General features: G+C 44.4%; 14 protein-coding genes. 13 read left to right on the forward strand and 1 reads right to left on the reverse strand.

The genetic code is table 11. The annotated features are described in order from the left end of the window. The first annotated feature begins 15 nt into the window (after nt 1-15). The 7 genes from ICC18_RS17030 to ICC18_RS17060 all read left to right on the forward strand — a co-directional run bounded on the left by ICC18_RS17030 (nt 16) and on the right by ICC18_RS17060 (nt 8,387). On the forward strand, nt 16-3,162 hold the full coding sequence (locus tag ICC18_RS17030) for an alpha-mannosidase (protein WP_188175633.1): 3,147 nt from the start codon (nt 16-18) through the stop codon (nt 3,160-3,162). Nucleotides 3,163-3,188: 26 nt separating this feature from the next. Continuing rightward, nucleotides 3,189-4,079 carry a glycoside hydrolase family 43 protein gene (locus tag ICC18_RS17035; protein WP_188175634.1) on the forward strand — a complete coding sequence of 297 codons (891 nt, stop codon included), beginning with the start codon at nt 3,189-3,191 and terminating at the stop codon, nt 4,077-4,079. A 147-nt stretch (nt 4,080-4,226) separates the two neighbouring features. Beyond that, nucleotides 4,227-4,910 (forward strand): glycosyl hydrolase family 95 catalytic domain-containing protein, encoded by a 684-nt coding sequence (locus ICC18_RS17040; RefSeq protein ID WP_188175635.1) that lies wholly within the window; start codon nt 4,227-4,229, stop codon nt 4,908-4,910. Between the two features lie 256 nt (nt 4,911-5,166). After that, nucleotides 5,167-7,476 carry a glycoside hydrolase family 95 protein gene (locus tag ICC18_RS17045; RefSeq protein ID WP_188175636.1) on the forward strand — a complete coding sequence of 770 codons (2,310 nt, stop codon included), beginning with the start codon at nt 5,167-5,169 and terminating at the stop codon, nt 7,474-7,476. A gap of 13 nt (nt 7,477-7,489) precedes the next feature. Continuing rightward, the gene (locus tag ICC18_RS17050; protein ID WP_188175637.1) at nt 7,490-7,687 is read left to right on the forward strand and encodes a hypothetical protein; all 198 of its coding nucleotides are present in this window, start codon (nt 7,490-7,492) and stop codon (nt 7,685-7,687) included. A gap of 150 nt (nt 7,688-7,837) precedes the next feature. Beyond that, nucleotides 7,838-8,017, forward strand: coding sequence for a hypothetical protein (locus ICC18_RS17055; RefSeq protein ID WP_188175638.1), 180 nt, complete (start codon nt 7,838-7,840; stop codon nt 8,015-8,017). A 127-nt stretch (nt 8,018-8,144) separates the two neighbouring features. Then, nucleotides 8,145-8,387: a hypothetical protein gene (locus ICC18_RS17060; RefSeq protein WP_188175639.1), complete on the forward strand. Its 243-nt coding sequence runs from the start codon at nt 8,145-8,147 to the stop codon at nt 8,385-8,387. Between the two features lie 18 nt (nt 8,388-8,405). Here ICC18_RS17060 and ICC18_RS17065 read toward each other — a convergent pair whose 3' ends face one another. Then, the gene (locus ICC18_RS17065; RefSeq protein ID WP_188175640.1) at nt 8,406-9,125 is read right to left on the reverse strand and encodes a LysE family translocator; all 720 of its coding nucleotides are present in this window, start codon (nt 9,123-9,125) and stop codon (nt 8,406-8,408) included. Between the two features lie 793 nt (nt 9,126-9,918). On the opposite strand from ICC18_RS17065, the gene ICC18_RS17070 reads away from it, so the two are divergent. The 6 genes from ICC18_RS17070 (at nt 9,919) to ICC18_RS17095 (ending at nt 19,131) form a co-directional block, all read left to right on the forward strand. Continuing rightward, nucleotides 9,919-10,893: an ABC transporter permease gene (locus ICC18_RS17070; RefSeq protein WP_188175641.1), complete on the forward strand. Its 975-nt coding sequence runs from the start codon at nt 9,919-9,921 to the stop codon at nt 10,891-10,893. 42 nt (nt 10,894-10,935) lie between these two features. After that, nucleotides 10,936-11,850 (forward strand): carbohydrate ABC transporter permease, encoded by a 915-nt coding sequence (locus tag ICC18_RS17075; RefSeq protein WP_188175642.1) that lies wholly within the window; start codon nt 10,936-10,938, stop codon nt 11,848-11,850. Between the two features lie 114 nt (nt 11,851-11,964). Continuing rightward, nucleotides 11,965-13,554 carry a DUF3502 domain-containing protein gene (locus ICC18_RS17080; RefSeq protein WP_223192629.1) on the forward strand — a complete coding sequence of 530 codons (1,590 nt, stop codon included), beginning with the start codon at nt 11,965-11,967 and terminating at the stop codon, nt 13,552-13,554. A gap of 180 nt (nt 13,555-13,734) precedes the next feature. Continuing rightward, nucleotides 13,735-15,246 (forward strand): response regulator, encoded by a 1,512-nt coding sequence (locus ICC18_RS17085; RefSeq protein ID WP_188175643.1) that lies wholly within the window; start codon nt 13,735-13,737, stop codon nt 15,244-15,246. Beyond that, nucleotides 15,243-17,012: a cache domain-containing sensor histidine kinase gene (locus ICC18_RS17090; protein ID WP_188175644.1), complete on the forward strand. Its 1,770-nt coding sequence runs from the start codon at nt 15,243-15,245 to the stop codon at nt 17,010-17,012. Before ICC18_RS17085 ends, ICC18_RS17090 begins: the two co-directional genes overlap by 4 nt. 295 nt (nt 17,013-17,307) lie before the next feature. Next, nucleotides 17,308-19,131 (forward strand): AbfB domain-containing protein, encoded by a 1,824-nt coding sequence (locus ICC18_RS17095; RefSeq protein ID WP_188175645.1) that lies wholly within the window; start codon nt 17,308-17,310, stop codon nt 19,129-19,131. Nucleotides 19,132-19,241 lie beyond the last annotated feature (110 nt).

A 19,241-nucleotide genomic window follows, 5' to 3' on the forward strand; every position in this document is an offset into this window, starting at 1 on the left:
GAGTGGAGGAAGCATATGTTTTTCACGATAGAAAAGCTGGAAAAGCGTCTCCAAGAATTGGAGCCGTTTCGATATCGAGATAAGCTGGTACTGAACGGTCTTCGAATCAAAGAAGAGATGGATACACAAGTCGGCCTTTACCCGGACGAGGGCGGTGAGTGGAAACCGATACAGTGCGGGGATAGGTGGCGGGGGTACGATCAATATTATTGGCTGGCTGCCGATGTTCGAATCCCGGAGCAGTGGAAAGACTGTAAAATCTTGGGGTGCTTTGACATGGGGTTAAGCGGAAGAGGAGGGATCAGCGGTTTTGAGTCGCTGTTGTTCGTAAACGGCTCCCCTTATCAGGGAGTGGATACGAATCATCAAGAAGTATTTTTCGATTCAAAGCTCGCCGGTACATCTGTCGCATTGCGTTTTCGCATGTGGACCGGACTAAACGGATATAATCCGTCGACCGCTCCGATCGAATATACCATACAGCGCTTGGAGCTGTGCTGGCTGGATGAACCGACGGATGATCTTTATTTTACGGCTAAAGCTGTCTTGCAGACGCTTCAAGTGTTGGATGAAAATCGGACCGAATACCATGTCCTTCTTAAGATGCTGGATCGCGCATTACTATGCATCGACTGGTCGAGGCCGGGATCGGAATCCTTTTATCAATCAGTCCATGAAGCCATTCATTTATTTCGTGAACTGTTGCAAAAAGAGCCTAAAACCCACGCTGTTGTCGTACAATGTATCGGTCATACGCATATCGACATTGCTTGGCTCTGGAGGCTGGAGCATACCCGGGAGAAAGCCGCTCGATCCTTTTCCACCGTGCTTCGATTAATGGAACAGTATCCGGACTATGTGTTTCTCCAAACCCAGCCGCAGCTTTATGAATATATGAAGCACGATTATCCCGAGCTTTATGAACAAATTCGCCAGCGCATGGCGGAGGGGCAGTGGGAAGCCGGAGGGGCGATGTGGCTCGAAGCGGACTGCAATCTGTCGTCAGGCGAATCGCTGGTTAGGCATATTTTATATGGAACACGGTTTTTACAACAGGAATTCGGGGTCAATTGCACCTATCTATGGCTGCCCGACGTGTTTGGTTACAGCTGGTCGCTGCCGCAGATTTTAAGAAAAAGCGGGATCAGCACGTTTATGACGACCAAGATCAGCTGGAATCAATATAACCGAATGCCTAATGATACGTTTGTTTGGCGGGGCATTGACGGCTCCGAGATCATCACCCATTTCATTACGACGCCGGATCCGGGTAGAACGGAAAACGGAGCGTTTTTTTACACGTATAACGGGGGCATTACGGCTGAATCGGTTCAAGGAATTTGGAATGGTTATAGGGATAAGGGGATTAACCAAAAGCTTCTTCTCGCTTATGGTTTCGGGGACGGCGGAGGCGGTGTTAACCGGGAAATGCTGGAAATGCGCAGGAGATTGTCCGAGCTGCCGGGACTTCCTCAAGTGATCACGGGCAGAGCAGATCAATATTTTGCTGAGTTGGAACAAACGATTCGCGATACAGATCAATATGTGCATACCTGGGATGGAGAGCTGTATTTGGAGCTGCATCGGGGGACTTACTCGAGTCAGGCCTACAATAAACGGATGAATCGTAAGCTTGAGCTTTTATACCGGGACACCGAGTTTATGCAAGTTTTGGGCGGATTGCTTGACGATACCTTCGTGCCGTCAGCGGAATTGAACCAAGGCTGGAAGATCATCCTCCGAAATCAGTTTCACGATATCATTCCGGGCTCTTCGATCAGGGAAGTTTATGAGGATAGTAAAGTAGAGTACAACGAGGCTCTTGAGATTGCGGAAAAAAGCATAAAAGAAGCGGCTGTCTCCATTTTGCAGCAGCGGGAACGAGCTTGGACGGTATTTAACAGCGCTTCGTGGAGCCGGAGCGATCATGTTATGATTCCTTTTGCTGAAGCGCCGGAACAGGGACGTTGGATTCGGGAAACGGGAGAGATTTGCCCGTCTCAGCGTACAGAGAAAGGCTGGCTTGTGCGTTTGACCAATTTGCCGCCTATGGGATTTGCCGTAATTAGGCAGGAGAAGACCGCCGAAGCCATGAGTATGGAAGGGGGACCTTTTCAAAGCTTAGAGAAGCGGATCGAGACTCCTTTTTATATTGTGTATTGGAACGAGTATGGCCATCTTACAAAAATTTATGATAAGCAGGCTGGTAGAGATGTTCTGAAAGCAAAAGAATTCGGCAATGTGTTCGAAGTATTCGAGGATAAGCCGAAGAGTAGGCATGAGGCGTGGGATATCGATCTGTATTACCTGGAAAAAAGAAGGATCATTGATAACTGTACACAGGTGCGGATCGTGGAGATGGGGCCTCTGCGAGCTGTCATTCAATTCTCATGGCGTTACATGGATTCCGACCTGACCCAGAAAATGGTCCTCTACGCAGACAGCCGGCGTATCGATTTTGACACAATGGTCAATTGGAATGAGCAGCGCCAGCTGTTAAAGGTGGCGTTTCCTGTGAACATAAGGGCAACAGAAGCAACTTATGATATTCAATTCGGGAATGTAAAACGGCCGACCCATTGGAACACAAGCTGGGATTACGCGAGATTCGAAACGGTAGGGCATCAGTGGACCGATCTTTCCGAGCGGGGATACGGCGTCAGTTTAATGAATGACTGCAAATACGGCTATGACATCAAAGATCACAAAATGCGACTGACTTTGATCAAGTCCGCCATGGTACCGGACCCTACAGCTGACCAAGGGGAGCATGTTTTTTGCTACTCGCTTTACCCTCATGAGGGTGACTGGTTCGCAGGCGGCACCGTGCAGGAAGCGTGGCATTTGAACAGTCCCTTAGCTGCACTGCAGGGTCAATCGGCGAGGGATCAATTCTCCCTCTTCAGCGTCAATGTGCGAAATGTTATTATTGATGCCATCAAGCCTGCAGAGGAGGGTGAGGGACTCATCGTTCGACTGCATGAGTATGCCGGAGCGAGTGGGCTAATGGAGCTTTCAAGCGGTTTACCTAACTTCCAGTGGCAGGAGACCGATCTGCTTGAGAATCCTCTTTCCGAAGAAGGGCGAAGCGGGCAAGGCACCATTCAATGTGAAATTGAGCCTTATGAAATCAAAACGTTTCTGATATATGGATGGAAATGATGCGTATGGCTGGGGAGGATGACGGTATGTATGTGTTCACCTATTTTAAGGAAGATCAAGAGTGCCTATTTCTTGCACGCAGCAGCGACGGATATTTGTGGCAGGAATTAAACGATGGACTTCCGGTTTTCACTTCCAGTGTAGGTTCGCGACAAATTCGCGATCCGTTTCTTTGGGAGGATCGGCAAGGAACGTTGCATCTCATTTGGACGGATGGTTGGCGCAGCCGAAGCATCGGGTATGCACGTTCAGCAGATCTCGTTCACTGGGAGGATGAAAAGCTGATTCCGGTGATGGAGTATTTGCCGGAAACCCAGAACGCATGGGCTCCTGAAATCTTTTATGATACGGTTGCTGATCGCTGCCGAATCATTTGGTCTTCGACCGTAGGAGCAGGTCCCCGGAATCATCGGATTTGGTCGACCACGACACCTGATTTTCAATCGTTTGCGGAATCCAAACTTTTTTTCGACCCAGGCTATAATGTCATCGACGCGAATATTACGGATCTCGGCGATCGTTATTTTATGCTGTTTAAGGATGAACGGGGCAGCAATGAGAAGGGAACCGACTACAAGGCTATTCGTTCATGTTATTTAAATAAGCAGGGTGGCGATCGTCCTGAAGCAGAGAACATTTCGCACCTACTTACGTCGGCTCTGACGGAAGGACCGACGCTATATGCGGTAGAGCGGGATGGATGCAAGGAATGGGTTCTGCTTGTAGACGGGTTTCAGGAGCAGTATTACGGAGCCTTCCGATCTCATAACTTGGAGACTTGGGAGCCGATCGGCGATGAAATGCAATTGCCACGAGGCGCGCGCCATGGATCGGTCAAACGAATAGCAGGAAAGGACATCATAATCACATCATTTAAAACGGGCAATGAATCTCATGGACCGATTTCGCAAGCTTAGTCTTACCAGGCAAATTCTTTATTTGATCTCGATGATGTTGGTCATTCTCTTATTTCCTTCGTCATTTCGAACACGATTGCAGAGCGTACGATCGAAGGAAGGTCACGGACTCTTTTATTCGGACATGGAGGCCAGCTGATCTGGGACGTGTTTACAAACTGCATCCAGGCAGCGGAGACGCTTGGAATCGATGACCCCTTCCGTAAGGAGCTGGAACAGGTAAGATCGCGCTTACTCCCTTACCGGATCGGGAAATACGGACAGCTTCAGGAATGGTTTCTCGACTTCGAGGATCAGGAAGTCCATCACCGCCACGTATCTCATTTGTTCGGCGTTTATCCCGGCAGACAGCTGCATCAAGAAGCTTCTCTTGAATTGTTCGAGGCGGCGCAGCGTTCTTTGGAACGCCGTGGCGATGAGGGCACGGGGTGGAGTTTAGCCTGGAAGCTCAATCTGTGGGCTCGCTTTGGCGACGGCAATCGCGCATTACATCTGATATCCAATTTACTAAGATTGGTACACGAAGATAAGGCAAGCGTCGCCGGAGGCGGCTTTTATCCGAATCTGTTCGATGCGCACCCGCCATTTCAGATCGACGGCAATTTCGGCTTCACGGCAGGCGTCGTGGAAATACTGCTGCAATCCCATCCGGGAGTCATCCGCTTCCTGCCTGCGCTTCCCGAAGCCTGGGATTCCGGCATGGTTCGCGGACTGCGGGCCAGAGACGGGTTCGAAATTCAGTTGTGCTGGGAGAAATGCACCCTCGCGAGCGCGGAGATTCAATCGAAGCTTGGCAGGCCATACAGACTGTACGGTCCCGTTGAACATTGAGGCGAATGGTCGATCGGTAGCTGTTGAAAGAACGGAAGATAGCGTACTAGCTTTTGAAACCTTGCCGGGAGTCAGCTATCGCATAAGGCCATCGGCATGATAGCATGGTCGAATCTCCTTATTAGGCGTATCAATCAGGAAGCTTATAATCTCAAAATGAAGGATAAGTAAGGGACGGTCTGAGCCGGAGTAACACTTCCATGTGTTGCTCCGGCTGTTTGATGAATAACGGTTAAGGTGCAAAGGAGGCTATGACATGACCACATTGAAGCTCTGGTACGACAAACCCGCCGACCGCTGGGACGAGGCGCTGCCGCTCGGAAACGGGAGGCTTGGGGCTATGGTGTTCGGGAAGATGTATTCGGAACGGATCCAGTTGAACGAGGATAGCATATGGTATGGCGGGCCGATGGACCGGAACAATCCGGATGCGCTCAAACATCTGCCCCGCATAAGAGAACTCATTTTCGAAGGCAAAGTGAGGGAGGCTGAACGACTGGCCGCATTCGCGCTCACGGGAGTGCCGGAGGGACAGCGCCATTACGAGCCGCTTGGGAATTTGTATATGTTCTTTGCGGGTGAGGAAGGCGAAATCACAGAATATAAACGGGAGCTTGATCTGGAAACCGGCATTGCAGCTGTCTCCTATAAGCGCGATGGCGTTCGATATCGTAGGGAAATCTTCGCTAGCTTCCCGAATCAATGTCTGGTGATTCACCTTACGGCAGATACGCCAGGCAGTCTTACTTTCCACACTCAACTCGCCAGAGGCAATGAGCCGTGGAACTACGATCCGTTTGGCAAGCATAAGTTCAAATATCAGGTTGGCTTTAACGCTTATGTGGATGAAAGCAGAGCGTTGTCCGACCTTTCGACAATGATGCGAGGCCAATGCGGCGGGCGGGATGGCGTCGATTTCGCCGGGATGATGAAAGTGAAGGCCGAAGGCGGCCATGTCTCGACCATCGGGAATACCGTTCTGGTGGAGGGAGCGGATTCCGCAACCCTCTACTTGACGGCGGGCACAACGTTCCGTACGGAGGATCCGTTGGCGTACTGCACAGACAAGATCGAAGAAGCGCAGCGGCAGCCTTACGAACGGCTTCGGTGCCGTCACATCGAAGACTATCGATCGCTGTTCGATCGCGTGTGCTTCTCATTGCCGTATCCAGATTCGCTCGACGGGCAGCCGACGGATGTCAGGCTGAGGAGAGTAAGCGCCGGCGAACGGGACGACGGCTTGCTGACGTTGTATTTTCAATTCGGCAGGTATTTGATGATCGCCGGAAGTCGGCCCGGATCGCTGCCGACTACGCTTCAGGGTATCTGGAATCAGGATATGCTGCCCATCTGGGATAGTAAGTATACAATCAACATAAATACCCAAATGAATTACTGGCCCAGCGAAACGTGCAACCTGGCGGAGTGTCATCTCCCGCTGTTCGAGCTGCTCGAAAGAATGAGAGCGCCGGGACGGCGAACCGCTCAGGTCATGTACGGATGCAAGGGATTCATGGCGCATCACAATACGGATATCTGGGCTGACACCGCGCCGCAGGATGTCTGTTTGAGCTCCACCGTATGGGTGCTCGGTGCCGCATGGCTGTGCCTGCATTTATGGGAGCATTACGAGTACGGCGGAGACCTCGAATTTTTGAGGCAAGCTTACGACACGATGAAAGAAGCGGCTGAGTTTCTTGCGGATTATATGGTGGAGGACTGGGAAGGGCGGCTCGTGATTTGTCCCACATTGTCTCCTGAGAATGAATATCGGTTGCCGAGCGGCGAGACGGGCGTACTCTGTTCTGGCGCTTCCATGGACAGCCAAATCATTCGCGCGTTATTCGAAAGCTGTATCGCCGCTTCCGGGAAGCTGGGCATCGACAGCGGCTTTGCTACACAACTGCGGTATCTGCTCGAGAAGATTCCGCAGCCGCAAATCGGCCGTTACGGGCAAATTCAGGAATGGGCGGACGACTACGAGGAGGTAGAGCCCGGACATCGCCATATCTCGCAGCTGTTCGCCTTGCATCCGGGCAATCAGATCACCGTTCGCGAAACGCCGGAGCTGGCGCTCGCCGCCCGCAGAACGCTAGAGAGGAGGCTATCGCACGGAGGCGGGCATACGGGCTGGAGCCGCGCTTGGATTGCCAACATGTGGGCAAGGCTCGAGGACGGCCAGCTTGCTTATGAGAATGTCGGAGCTATGCTGGGTCATTCGACATTGCCGAATTTGTTCTGTACGCATCCGCCTTTCCAGATCGACGGGAATTTTGGAGGCACTTCCGCAATAGCGCAAATGCTCATTCAGAGCCATCGCGGCGAAATTCATCTGTTGCCCGCGATACCGGAATGCTGGCAGACCGGCGGTTTCAGCGGCATGAGAGCCAGAGGCGGTGTGGAGATAGATTGTTCGTGGGAAGCGGGAGCGGTCGTTGCCGTCAAAGTGAAGGCAGCACTGGATCAGGTAATCCAATTGCGGGTCAAGAACTTTGTGAGAGAGCTTCGGGTGACGAAAGGAACAGCGTATCACCTGGACGGCCAGCTGAACTTATTGATCCGTTGATGAGACGGAAGAGGTGAAAATCAGCGATCTGGCAGTCATCCTTTTCAGATATGGAGTGCGCGCAAAAAGGAGGATTCACAAGTCTTTTTTAACCTGGAAGGTGTATGAAATGGGAGAAGGAACGATCTACTATATCGACAGCAGAAATGGGAACGACGGCAATAAGGGGACTGTCCTGGAGCAAGCTTGGAAAAGCCTGCACAAAGTGTAATTAAACCCGGGGATCATATCCGGTTCGCCGGGGGTTCCCGTTATTCCGGACAGTTAAAGACGCGAGGGTCAGGCTTAGCGGGGGGCACCTATCGTCATCGACAGGTACGGGGAAGGCGACGATCCCCGGATTGACGGGGACGGAAAATATTTGGAAACCGTTCACTTGTACAATGTGGAATACTGGGAGATCCGTAATCTGGAGATTACGAATACCGGAGTAGAAAGAGAAGCGAAGCGTAAAGGAGTGTTCGTTCAAGTCCATAATTTCGGCACGGCGCATGCGAGACCAGGGCGGTTGCGCCGGCATATGGCCATGGAGCAGCGATAATACCGTCATCCAGTTCAATGAAGTCAGCCATTACAAGGGTACGGTTGCGGACAGGGCTTCGACTCGGACTGGAATTGCCGAAATACGGTGATTCAATGCAACTACAGCCACGACAACGAGGGCGGTTTTGTCTCTGGTCTGCAACTGCGGCGATAACGTAATGCCCGAGAGCGCGGGGAATGAAGGGTCGATCATCCGCTATAACGTCAGTGTGAACGACCGATGCAGAACGTTTCACATCACAGGGCCAACTGCGGGTACGAGGATTCATGACAATTTGGTTTATATCGGACCAGAGTGGGATATTCCTCTGCTTCTTGTTTCCGACTGGGGCGGTGTGACGGAAGAGGCGAGTTCTAAGGGCAACTAATAGTCCCTTTTAGAATCATTACAATATTTTTATCCCACTAATAAAAACATAGAAAGTAAAGTAGAGGAATAGGAACCCTGATGCTAATGAGAAAAATCGTAGCATTTTAGCACCCATCAACTTTCCACCAATACTACTCAAATATGCAAGAATAGCTCCCCAAACTATTGATACCGTTACAAACCCAATAAAAAATGGCATCAAACTTTGGTCAGATGCATTACCAATCGTTGAACTAACTACACTACCTCCAACAGTTGCAAACCATACTAATGCTGTAGGAGCAGAAACAACTAGCCAAATACCTGTAAAGAAATATGCCCACAAGGATTTCTTCTCAATGCCTTTTCCTTTTAAATTTAATAGCTTAGGTGAAAAGAAATCTTTAAACGCTTTATACGTTAAATAGCAAAGCATGATTGTTCCGCCAATCCATAAAACAATTTGGAAAATAGAACTAGATTGTAATAACAATGCGATTCCTAACACAGATAGTACAGCATAAACCATATCACCAACCGCACAACCTAACGAAAAAATAAAAGCAGGTAAAAAACCTTTTGTAATTCCTGTTCGAATAAGACCGAGATTTCCCGTTCCAAGTTCAAGTACAAGAGACATACCAATTAAAAAGCCTGAGATGTAAAGTTCCAAAATAATCATCCTTTCTAAAATAAAAAAGCCCTCGCCTCTTAAAAAAAGAGACGAGAGCATATATTCCCGTGGTATAGTTGCCACAAATGTGACCCCATTTACCGTTGTTAACGGGGCCTCCCCCGATGTCCTACTGAATTTCAGAACATTTCTCCAATGTGCGTTCATTCAAAGTGATTGTATTAGGCTTTGAATCTTCAACACAGTGCTTTATAGAATTGTATTGATTATACAAACACTGTATTAAAAAAGCAAAAGAAATAATTGTCTATCAGTCCATTTATTATTACTTATTCTTACTGATTGAAAATTCTTTTGATGGGTAAGCGTGCACGCGTTAGAGACACCATGCTGACGCTATCCGGCGCGCAGCGCGCCTACCTCGCTTGCGGATCAACCGATTGCGTACTTGTCGCGTGTTTAAGGCTGACTAAAGCATAAATAGCCCTCATCTTGATTACAAGGTGTGGGCTATTTGCCTCTTACGATGCAAAGATAACTGAAACTTTCTTTTACGAATCTGAAATAAAGTTATTTATAGCGAGTGAAAAGAAAAACAACTGACTGCAATCATTACTACCGGCTTAATCAATTACAAAATGAAAAAAGCACCATGCCAGGATTTGTGACCCCAAAAACTCTTTCACAAATGTTTGAATATATGAAGACATTAGAATGGAAGATTGAGGAATTGAATGGTAATTGGATGAAAAAAAAGAGTGGAGGTATTAAATAAAATGGGGATTTCAAGCAATCTTTGCAGCACCATTATTAAATTGTTGTATGCGCTTTAAAAATTACAAGAAATCATGGAAAAGTATTATTCTCGCTATTATTTTTACCTGTTACACTAAATTTAGAAAGAGAGGGAGAACATATGTCAGAAGCAACTTTGTCTAATGCTTTGTCCAAACAAGCTCAGCTTAAAGTAAAAAAGAGATTTTTTTCAGATTTTAGAGCCCATAAAACGTATTATTTTATGCTGATCCCTATGATTATCTTCTTTGTTGTATTCGCATATTTACCGATGTTTGGCTTGTATTATGCTTTTGTGGACTTTGATTTCAGTAAAGGGATTTTTAGCCCGTTTGTTGGTCTTAAAAATTTTGAGTTTTTATTCCACGGCGGTTTGGACTCGATCATCTGGAAGATAACAAAAAATACGCTTTTATATAATCTCGCTTTTATTGTGCTAAATAATGTATTTCAAATTTCCGTAGCCATTCTTCTTCGGGAATTGACGTATAAGAAATTTGTGAAAACTACACAAACTCTTATGTTTATGCCGTATTTTGTTTCGATGGTTATCGTAGGGTCTATTGTATATAACTTGTTTAATTTTAATTATGGTGTTATTAATAGCGCTTTCATAGCAATGGGCTTTGAAAAGTTCGATTTCTATGCATCACCTGAAGCTTGGCCCTTTATCATTGTAGCGATTGAGATATGGAAGGGTTTAGGTTATGGGAGCGTCATATATCTGGCTTCCATTATGGGAATGGATGAAAGTATTTATGAAGCGGCTTATGTGGATGGGGCTTCTAAGTGGCAGAGAATCCTTCATATTACACTACCGCTACTTAAGCCGACCGTGATTGTTCTAGTACTCTTCTCCTTAGGTGGCATTATGCGAGGGCAGTTTGATTTATTTTGGAATGTTATCGGTCAAAACGGACTTTTACTTAACGCAACGGATATTATCGATACTTATGTATACCGTTCTCTTACTGTTAATTTCAGCTTAGGGCTTGGTACGGCAGCTGGTTTGTATCAATCGGTTTTCGGCTTGGTTGTGATTCTAACGGTCAATACCATTGTTCGAAAAGTAGATAAAGAAAATTCGTTGTTCTAAAGGTATGCCGTAATGTAATTCATAGGAAAAGGGGAGAGCAGGATGAGTGAACTATCAGCAAATATCGGTAGAAATAAAATTAGGCAAGATCGGAGTAATCGGATATTTAATACACTAGCTGTCATCATCATATCGTTCTTTGCCATCGCCTGTTTGTTGCCATTTATTTTAATGTTATCAGGTTCTTTGAGCGACGAATCATTGATTGCCGTCAACGGGTATTCATTGTTTCCGCAGGGGTTTTCCTTTACTGCATACAAAGTGGTGTTCTCGACATTGGGAAGTACGATAGGAACAGCCTATATGGTTACCATTTACGTTACTTTTCTAGGAACGCTAATTGGTTTGGTAGTAACTTCAGTCAGCGGATATATTCTTTCCCGGCCAGATTTTAAACATAGGGATAAGGCGGCATTTTTCATTTACTTTACAACCTTGTTTAGCGGGGGGTTAATCCCATCTTATATTGTTAACGTTAATTTCCTGCACCTCAACCATAGTTTATGGGCGATTATTTTACCAGGATTGACCAGTCCGTTCTATATCTTTTTATATCGCAATTTTATAAAAGGGTTGCCCCATTCATTAGTAGAATCGGCGAGAATCGATGGAGCAGGAGATTTCCGCGTCTATTGGCAAATTATTATCCCATTATGTAAACCTGTTTCGGCAACGATTGGTTTATTCCTGGCGCTTAGTTATTGGAATAATTGGTTCGGCTATAGCTTGTATCTCGTTGCTGACGAGAAAAAGTGGGGATTACAATTTTTGCTGTACCGGATGCTTGCACGTGTGACCGATGCAGTGAGAGATTCTCAAATCATTATTGATCAACTGCCTACTGAGACGATGAAACTTGCTACCGCGATGTTAGTAACTGGTCCGGTCTTATTATTCTATCCATTCGCACAGCGGTATTTTGTAGCCGGTTTAACAATTGGCGGTGTGAAAGGTTAAATGCTTTGGTAACGTGCTGTACGCCTGTTGTTGATTAGAGGGAGCAAAAATTTCTAAGTTGTTTCCTCTACTAACATAAAATATAATATAATTTAAATTTTGGAGGGGATTGTTTTGTTAGTAAACAGAAAAATGAAAACGGTATTATCTGTCATCTTAATGTCAACGGTTGTTATCTCAACAGCCGCTTGTTCAACCGGAAGTAAAGGTGCTGCCCCTAGTTCACCTGCTGCTGGGGCTGCAAGTCAGCAACCTGCTAAAGTCATTGAGTTGAAAGCGGTAACAATGGGGGTTGCTCCAGCCAACGGTATGGACAACTTTTATAAACAGCTTGACGAACTTACCAAAAAAGATTTAAACGCGACTGTGCGATTTACCTTTGTCCCTTGGGGCGATGAAAAGAATCAAATCAGCCGTGCTGTTGTAGCCAAAGAATATGACCTATATGTCGGAGGTGCTTGGTCCGATTTCAAAAACTTTGCTACTAAGAACGCATTTGCTGATTTAAAACCTTTCCTTTCCAAAACACCAAAATTGGTTGAGCACTACAAGGGTTTACTCGGTCGACTTGAAATCAATGGTAAGCTATACGGGATTCCACAATATGGTAAGCCTGGAGCAGGCGGAGATGGACTGTTATACCGTGAGGATCTAAGAAAGAAATGGGGTCTTCCGGAAATCAAAGATCTGGATTCTTTGGAGAAATATTTGTATAAAGCGAAGCAGGAGTTCCCAAGTACACCGATGATTAATGATAAACGATTCGCTGAGAATATTTGGAGGATGATGGCGGGTGGTAAGTACTATAATGTGACAAATCTTTCTGGCAACTTATTAACGGTTGCTCCTGTGAATAATCCGTATAAAGCTACATTCATTTATGATACTCCTGAATATAAGGAAATCCTGGTTCGGGCAAAAAAATGGTATGACGATGGCATTGCTGCCCACGATATCCTTGCTGCACAAGGAAATGAAACAAGTAAAACATTAGAACTGATGAAGGCTAACAAAAAGCCGCTTGAGTTTAATAACCATTTTGGCGCAGTAAGCTCCAGCTATATTCCAGCATTAAAGGCTGTTAATAAAGACTGGGAGTTTGGTTGGTTTGATTATACATTTGATTTATATCCACAAATGTCATTTATGCCTAGGCATTCCAATGACACAACCACGATGATTTCAGTTAGCGAGCAAAGCAAAAATGTAGAAACAGCCTTGAAATTTATTGAAAAAGCTCATACGGACAGAGTATACTATGATTTATTGCAGTACGGAGTTAAGGATGAAAACTACAAGTTGTCTGGAGAATCCGTAACATTTGATGGCATTGATCCGAAAAATAAAAAGCCAGGCTGGACTGGATTGAACGATGGTTTCATGAACCGTGTGGAAAAGTATCCATCTGACTGGCAGCCTATTTATGACAGACTTCAGACAGAGGGCACTAAAGCAGCAGAGAAAAATGGTATCGACCCTTTTGAAGGATTTGTATTCAATACAGGTGACTTAGCTTCTGAAATGGCGAGTATGGAAACAGTAAGAACCCAATATGCTCAACCGTTAGCAGTAGGAATGGTCAAGAAAAGTCAAGATGCTGATCTGGAGGCATTGAAGCAACAGCTGAAAGGAGCAGGATCGGATAAGTATATGACAGCACTACAAAAGGCATTGGATGAGTTTGCGGCAAGTAAAAAGAAGTAAGATAAAGGTTGTTCCTCGTATGGATAATTAAATATGTTTCACAATTAGTCAGGAGAATTTAAGTTCCTGGCTATTTGTGTTAAGGTACTATTTTCTAAATTCACGTTAATTATGACAGTATGCTATGATGGTTTACAAAGTTGCCTTCAATAATGATTTTCTGACAAAGGAGCAGTTCCTATGCGCTTGTTGATTGCGGATGATGATGATTATACCAGACTCGGATTAATAGAAACGATTGATTGGCCGAAATTTGGAGTAAGTGAAATTAAGCAAGCGAGGGATGGCGCTGAAGCACTTGAGATTGCCATAAGCTTTCAGCCTGACATTGTACTTACGGATATTCGAATGCCAAAACTAAATGGTATTGAATTTGCCGAAAAATTAACAACAATGTGCAAAGAGAGCAAATTGTTGTTTATGAGCGGATATATGGACATTGATTATCTGAGGAGCGCTATTAAACTTGCGGCTGTAGATTATATTGAAAAGCCCATAAAATTGAATGAATTGGAAGCGGCCATAATAAAAACCGTCACATCTATTCATGAAAAGCAAAATCAGAACCGAATCATAGAACAAAATCAAGAAATGCAAAAACAAAGACTTGCAGGATTGTTAAATAGCAGAAGTATGAATAAAGATGACATTCATATGCTTTGCAAAGCAACCGGCTTTCCAATGGATACAGCCTATGTTTGCCTTATCGTTAGGGATCCTTCTGGAGAAATTGCGCCTGAGAAATTGATTGTGGATCTCTACACGTTTTGGCAGGTTAATCAAGTACATTCACTGTGCAGGAACATGGATCATCATAAATATATGGTCATATTAGCGATGAAAAGACAAGACATTAGAAGAATTAATTACTATACAGAGTTATTCTTACGTCAAAATGAAAGCCTGATTATAGGTATTGGGGTGGAAGCTATCCGAATGGAACATATTCCGACTAGCTTCCAATCGGCTGTGCTGGCACTGGAAAGGTTTTTTTATCATCCCAATCTAAGAAGCTTTACCTTCAAGGATAAAAATAAACATACTACACAGGTTATAGACCTTTATCCAGAATTTCTTGAAATTTTAAAAAGCACTCCCCAAAAGCTTGGGGATTGGATAAATGCAGTCTGTGAGAAATTAAGCTATATGGAGTATCCCCATAAAGAACGCGTGTGTGAATTGTTTAATTCTTTTGCACAAGCCATGATCCGCGAGAAAAGTACTTTTGTTTCCAAATTGAATGATATCAGCAATATGCATGATTTAGAAAATCACATCCGAAATTGTGGGTCTATTTTTGAGGTTCAACAATATATGAGTAAATTATTGTCGGTATATATGGAAGAGATGGAAGAATCGTCCCATTACTCTAGGGTGGTTAGGGATGTAATGGATTATATTGCCTCTAATTGTAGTAATGTAAATCTCGATGTACGTGAGATCGCGGATCATGTCCATTTATCCATGGCCCATCTGGGGATGTTATTTAAAAATGATACTGGAATTACGATTAAACAGTATATTGGTGACTACCGGTTGGAACTTGCCAAAAAGCTAATAGCAAATGAACATTACAAAATCAACATGATTGCTGAATTATGCGGTTATGCCAGTGCCAGTTATTTTACAAAGGTATTTCGGGCGGCAACTGAGTTAACACCACTTGATTATAGAAAGTTGATTATGAAATGAAAAAAAAGCCTTGGTTTCCCAACTTGTCATTAAAAAAGAAAATGTTAGTCATTCTGGCCTTGGTAGGGCTCGTGCCTCTATCCATAACATTCCAAGTTTCTTATACGGAAATCCGAAGTTCAACGCTTCAAAGTCAAAATTATGCTGCTAATCAAAATTATGAGCAAACGCTGTCTGCCTTGTCTGGTAAGTTTAAAAGAATTGAGAAATTATCAACCATGGTTATTGTAAATGATGCCCTTGTTTCCACGCTTGGGTCAGATCCGGTAAGTAAAGATATTGGTGAACAACTCATCGATTTCGAGAAAATCGCAACGTATACGAAAGTCCTGGAAGAAAGTTCGGAAAGTGAGAATATTATATATTATATTGACGACAGGTTTGTTGTTTCAGGCTCCGATACACGGTTTCGCAAGCTAAAATATATAGATGGCCGAAAATGGGCGGAAGCTATTATTGCCAATCATGGAGCTCCGACATGGGTGATGTCTGATGATGAAAGCGTATACGGCTCCAAACAAACGCTAACCTTAGGCAGAATCCTTTGGAATATGAAAAATTATAGTGATTCCATGGGGATTGTAGCCATAAAACTGGATATGAAACAAATCAGCCAAAGTTTAACAAAAACGGTACCGGAACAAGTTGTTTATTTAATAAACGAAAATGGGGAAGTGATTGCAAGCAGTGATGACCTATTGCAAAATTTCACCACTAATCCTTCTCAACAACTCCCTAAATTGAAGGAAACCGGATGGGGATTTGAGGAGGCCACTCTCAGTAATGGGGAGAATATGTTCAGATCGAATCAAATTGGAAAGACGGGAATATATCTGACCTCAATTATCCCGAAGTCAGCAGCTACCAAGGCAGCAAATAAAGTCGGTACTCAAATGATCACCATCTATCTGATTGTGGGAGCCTCTTTGCTTATTCTTATTTTTCCCGTTACGAAATCTATTACGGCTCGCGTGTTTTTGTTGACCCGTAAAATGGATCAAGTACGGAATGGCGAACTTAGAAAGCTGGACATAGAACCCCGTGATGACGAAGTGGGGCGTCTGGTTTCCAGCTATAATTATATGATTAACAGTGTTCAAGAACTGCTTGAGGAACAGTTTCGGTTAGGGCAAGAAAAAAAGGGAGCAGAGCTTAAAGCGCTTCAGTCTCAGATTAATCCGCATTTTCTTTACAATACATTAGATATGCTCAACTGGATGTCGCAGAGAGACGAAAAAGCAAACATTCAGCAAGTTATCTATGCGTTATCTGATTATTATAAGTTAATTCTGAACAAGGGTGAGGACTTAGTTACGCTTCGGGATGAACTTCGATTGGTCAAAATTTATGTTGAAATTCAGCAGAAGCGATTTAAAGGTAGAATCACATTCGAGGTGGATGTAGAGGAAAATATCATGGACTGTCTTTTACCGAAAATAACGCTTCAGCCTTTAGTGGAGAATGCTATTTTACATGGGATCTCTGAAAAGCCGGAAGGTAAAGGAACTGTCGCTATAAAAGGAAGATTACATAATCAACGAATACAATTAACGATTGCAGATGACGGCGTTGGATTTAAGAATAAAGGTCATCGACACCCGGATTATCACGGTAGTGGCTACGGTGTCAAAAATATTGAAAAACGGTTGGAATTATATTTTGGTGAAAGCAATTGCCTGCGATTTGAAGTTAATCAAGGAGCGGGGACCTGTGTCGTTATCCAGGTACCAGCGGTGTACAGCTCCTGCAAGAGTCCCAAGCAATAAAAAGAGAATAACAGAAAACCGATAAATGAGGCGACTCAGGAGTCGGTTTTTTATTATGCCGATAAATTACAAGAAATCTTGCAAAATTAATATATGAAGATTCCTTCTACGTGAATAAAATAATTAGTGTAAGCCGTGTGCAATGGAAGTTTTATGATAGACTATGAGACAGATTTTATTCAATTGGAAGAAAGGAGAGATATTTTTTTTGAAATCGCTTTCAGTATAGAGCCTTGTAGGGATAATTACCCATTTTTGATTTGCGGGAAGCAACCATTATAAGAGGAGGTTGTTTATGAAACTTTGTAAATCGATCAGTAAAATATTATTATCCTTCTGTCTGATCCTTAGTATGGTTATTTCCCTCGCCATATCGTCCGCTCCGGTAATGGCAGAGAAGGCTTCGCCAGACGTGCAGACAAAAATCAATGGACTGCTTACAAGTTTTGTACCTAATGTGACAGAAACCAAAACCGTTACTTCAACAATGACCTTCACCCATCCTGGAATCATTCTGACCAAAGCCATGCTGGACACTATACAGAATCACGTGAGATCGGGTGATGAACCATGGGCCAGTGCTTTTGTTAAATTTAGCGGGTATGGAAAATCCAGTAAAACCCCACTGATGAGAGTAAACATTAATGATACAGCTCCCTTCGATATACCTGGTGGAGGTATAGGTACTGAGGGCTATTACGCAGTCAGAAATATGGCGCAAGATGCTGATACCGCTTATGTACAGACGATGATGTGGTATGTAACCGGTGATGAAACGTATAGAAAAAATGCAATCGGTCTCATTAGGCGTTGGGTTGATGTGCAATCCATAGGATCTATTTTTGATGAACAGATTCGTGTTTCTCTGGCTGTATTCAAATTCAGTATTGCAGCGGATATATTAAGAAACTCAGCCTCCAATACAACACCTTATAACTGGTCTTCAACAGATACAACGAATTTTACGAATTACCTTACGCTAATGAAGAGTAAATATGATAGATATTGGCATTTTATGAATCAGCATGGTATGAATGCAATGGGTACGATCGCATCAGCTGTATTCAGAAATGATGCTGCAGACTATGCTGTTGCTGTGAAGCGTGCAACAACAAATCCGGAGTTGGGTGATAATTGGGATTTCTACAGTCCTACAGGCGGGCATAACCGCGATGGTTCCATAAAAGGCCAGATCAGAGAACTGACGAAAAATGTTGTAACCGGTGCAACTGTGCCTGCGAACATCCAAGTGGTAGAAATGGGGAGGGATCAAGGACATCCATATACTACGATCGGGGCACTTTCAAGTGTTGCATTGACTTCTTATATTCAAGGAACCCAAGTTGATCCAACACTTGGAACCGTTTCCACTGCAACAAACGCCGTCAATCTATTCAATTTTCTTAATAACAGACTTCTTGCAGGCGCTAATTATTTGACTAAATACAATTTAGGCAACGATGTTACTTATATTCCCTGTTACGAAACAGACGGTAAAATATGGTCAGCTCCGACTACGGGAGACCGCGGAAAAATCGATCCTACGATCGGTATTTTGTATAGCTATTACAAATATATAGAAAAAAGGGCGGATATGGATACCAACGAGAATACAAAATATTTGTCCCAGGCATTTACACAAATATATCCTGAAGGTGCAAGCCAGGATTTCATGGGCGACGGTGTACTGCTTTTTACAACGGCTCCGGTCATTCGCTTGCAATCCCATAACTTCTCGACCCGATATCTACGGCATGCCGCTTATCGTGCACGGATAGACGCTAATGTTTCGCCGGTTGCGGATGCTCAATTCAGAATAGTTGCCGGATTAACCGATTCGAAGGGATATTCTTTCGAGTCCGTAAACTTTCCGGGTCGTTACCTCACGGTGCGATCAAATGGAGAGGTATGGTTGGATGTGAACGACAATACATCCACATATAAAAATAATGCCACTTTCCGCCGTGTGCCGGGACTGGCAGATGCAACCAAGTATTCCTACCAGATGTGGACCGATTCAAGCCGGTACCTGCGTCATGCCAATGACCTGATGTATGCTCAGAGTGGATCGGGAGCGGTATTTAACGGCGATGCGACTTTTGGTGAGGTTGCTCCGTAAGGGGAAGAAGCAAAGAGAGTCTTGGCCCCCCCGGTTAACATTAATCTGTCTGTCATTTCCCCAATATGGCATATTGAATATGTGAAAGGTTCTTCCGTATTCCGCATCAG

The sequence above is a fragment of the Paenibacillus sedimenti genome, assembly GCF_014534655.1.
GTDB classification, from domain to species: domain Bacteria; phylum Bacillota; class Bacilli; order Paenibacillales; family NBRC-103111; genus Paenibacillus_E; species Paenibacillus_E sedimenti.

Excerpts from the sequence above, each read along its gene's own strand:
- ICC18_RS17030 (WP_188175633.1), top strand. The coding sequence starts at position 16 with ATGTTTTTCACGATAGAAAAGCTGGAAAAGCGTCTCCAAGAATTGGAG.
- ICC18_RS17035 (WP_188175634.1), top strand. The coding sequence starts at position 3,189 with ATGTATGTGTTCACCTATTTTAAGGAAGATCAAGAGTGCCTATTTCTT.
- ICC18_RS17045 (WP_188175636.1), top strand. The coding sequence starts at position 5,167 with ATGACCACATTGAAGCTCTGGTACGACAAACCCGCCGACCGCTGGGAC.
- ICC18_RS17070 (WP_188175641.1), top strand. The coding sequence starts at position 9,919 with ATGTCAGAAGCAACTTTGTCTAATGCTTTGTCCAAACAAGCTCAGCTT.
- ICC18_RS17075 (WP_188175642.1), top strand. The coding sequence starts at position 10,936 with ATGAGTGAACTATCAGCAAATATCGGTAGAAATAAAATTAGGCAAGAT.
- ICC18_RS17085 (WP_188175643.1), top strand. The coding sequence starts at position 13,735 with ATGCGCTTGTTGATTGCGGATGATGATGATTATACCAGACTCGGATTA.
- ICC18_RS17090 (WP_188175644.1), top strand. The coding sequence starts at position 15,243 with ATGAAAAAAAAGCCTTGGTTTCCCAACTTGTCATTAAAAAAGAAAATG.
- ICC18_RS17095 (WP_188175645.1), top strand. The coding sequence starts at position 17,308 with ATGAAACTTTGTAAATCGATCAGTAAAATATTATTATCCTTCTGTCTG.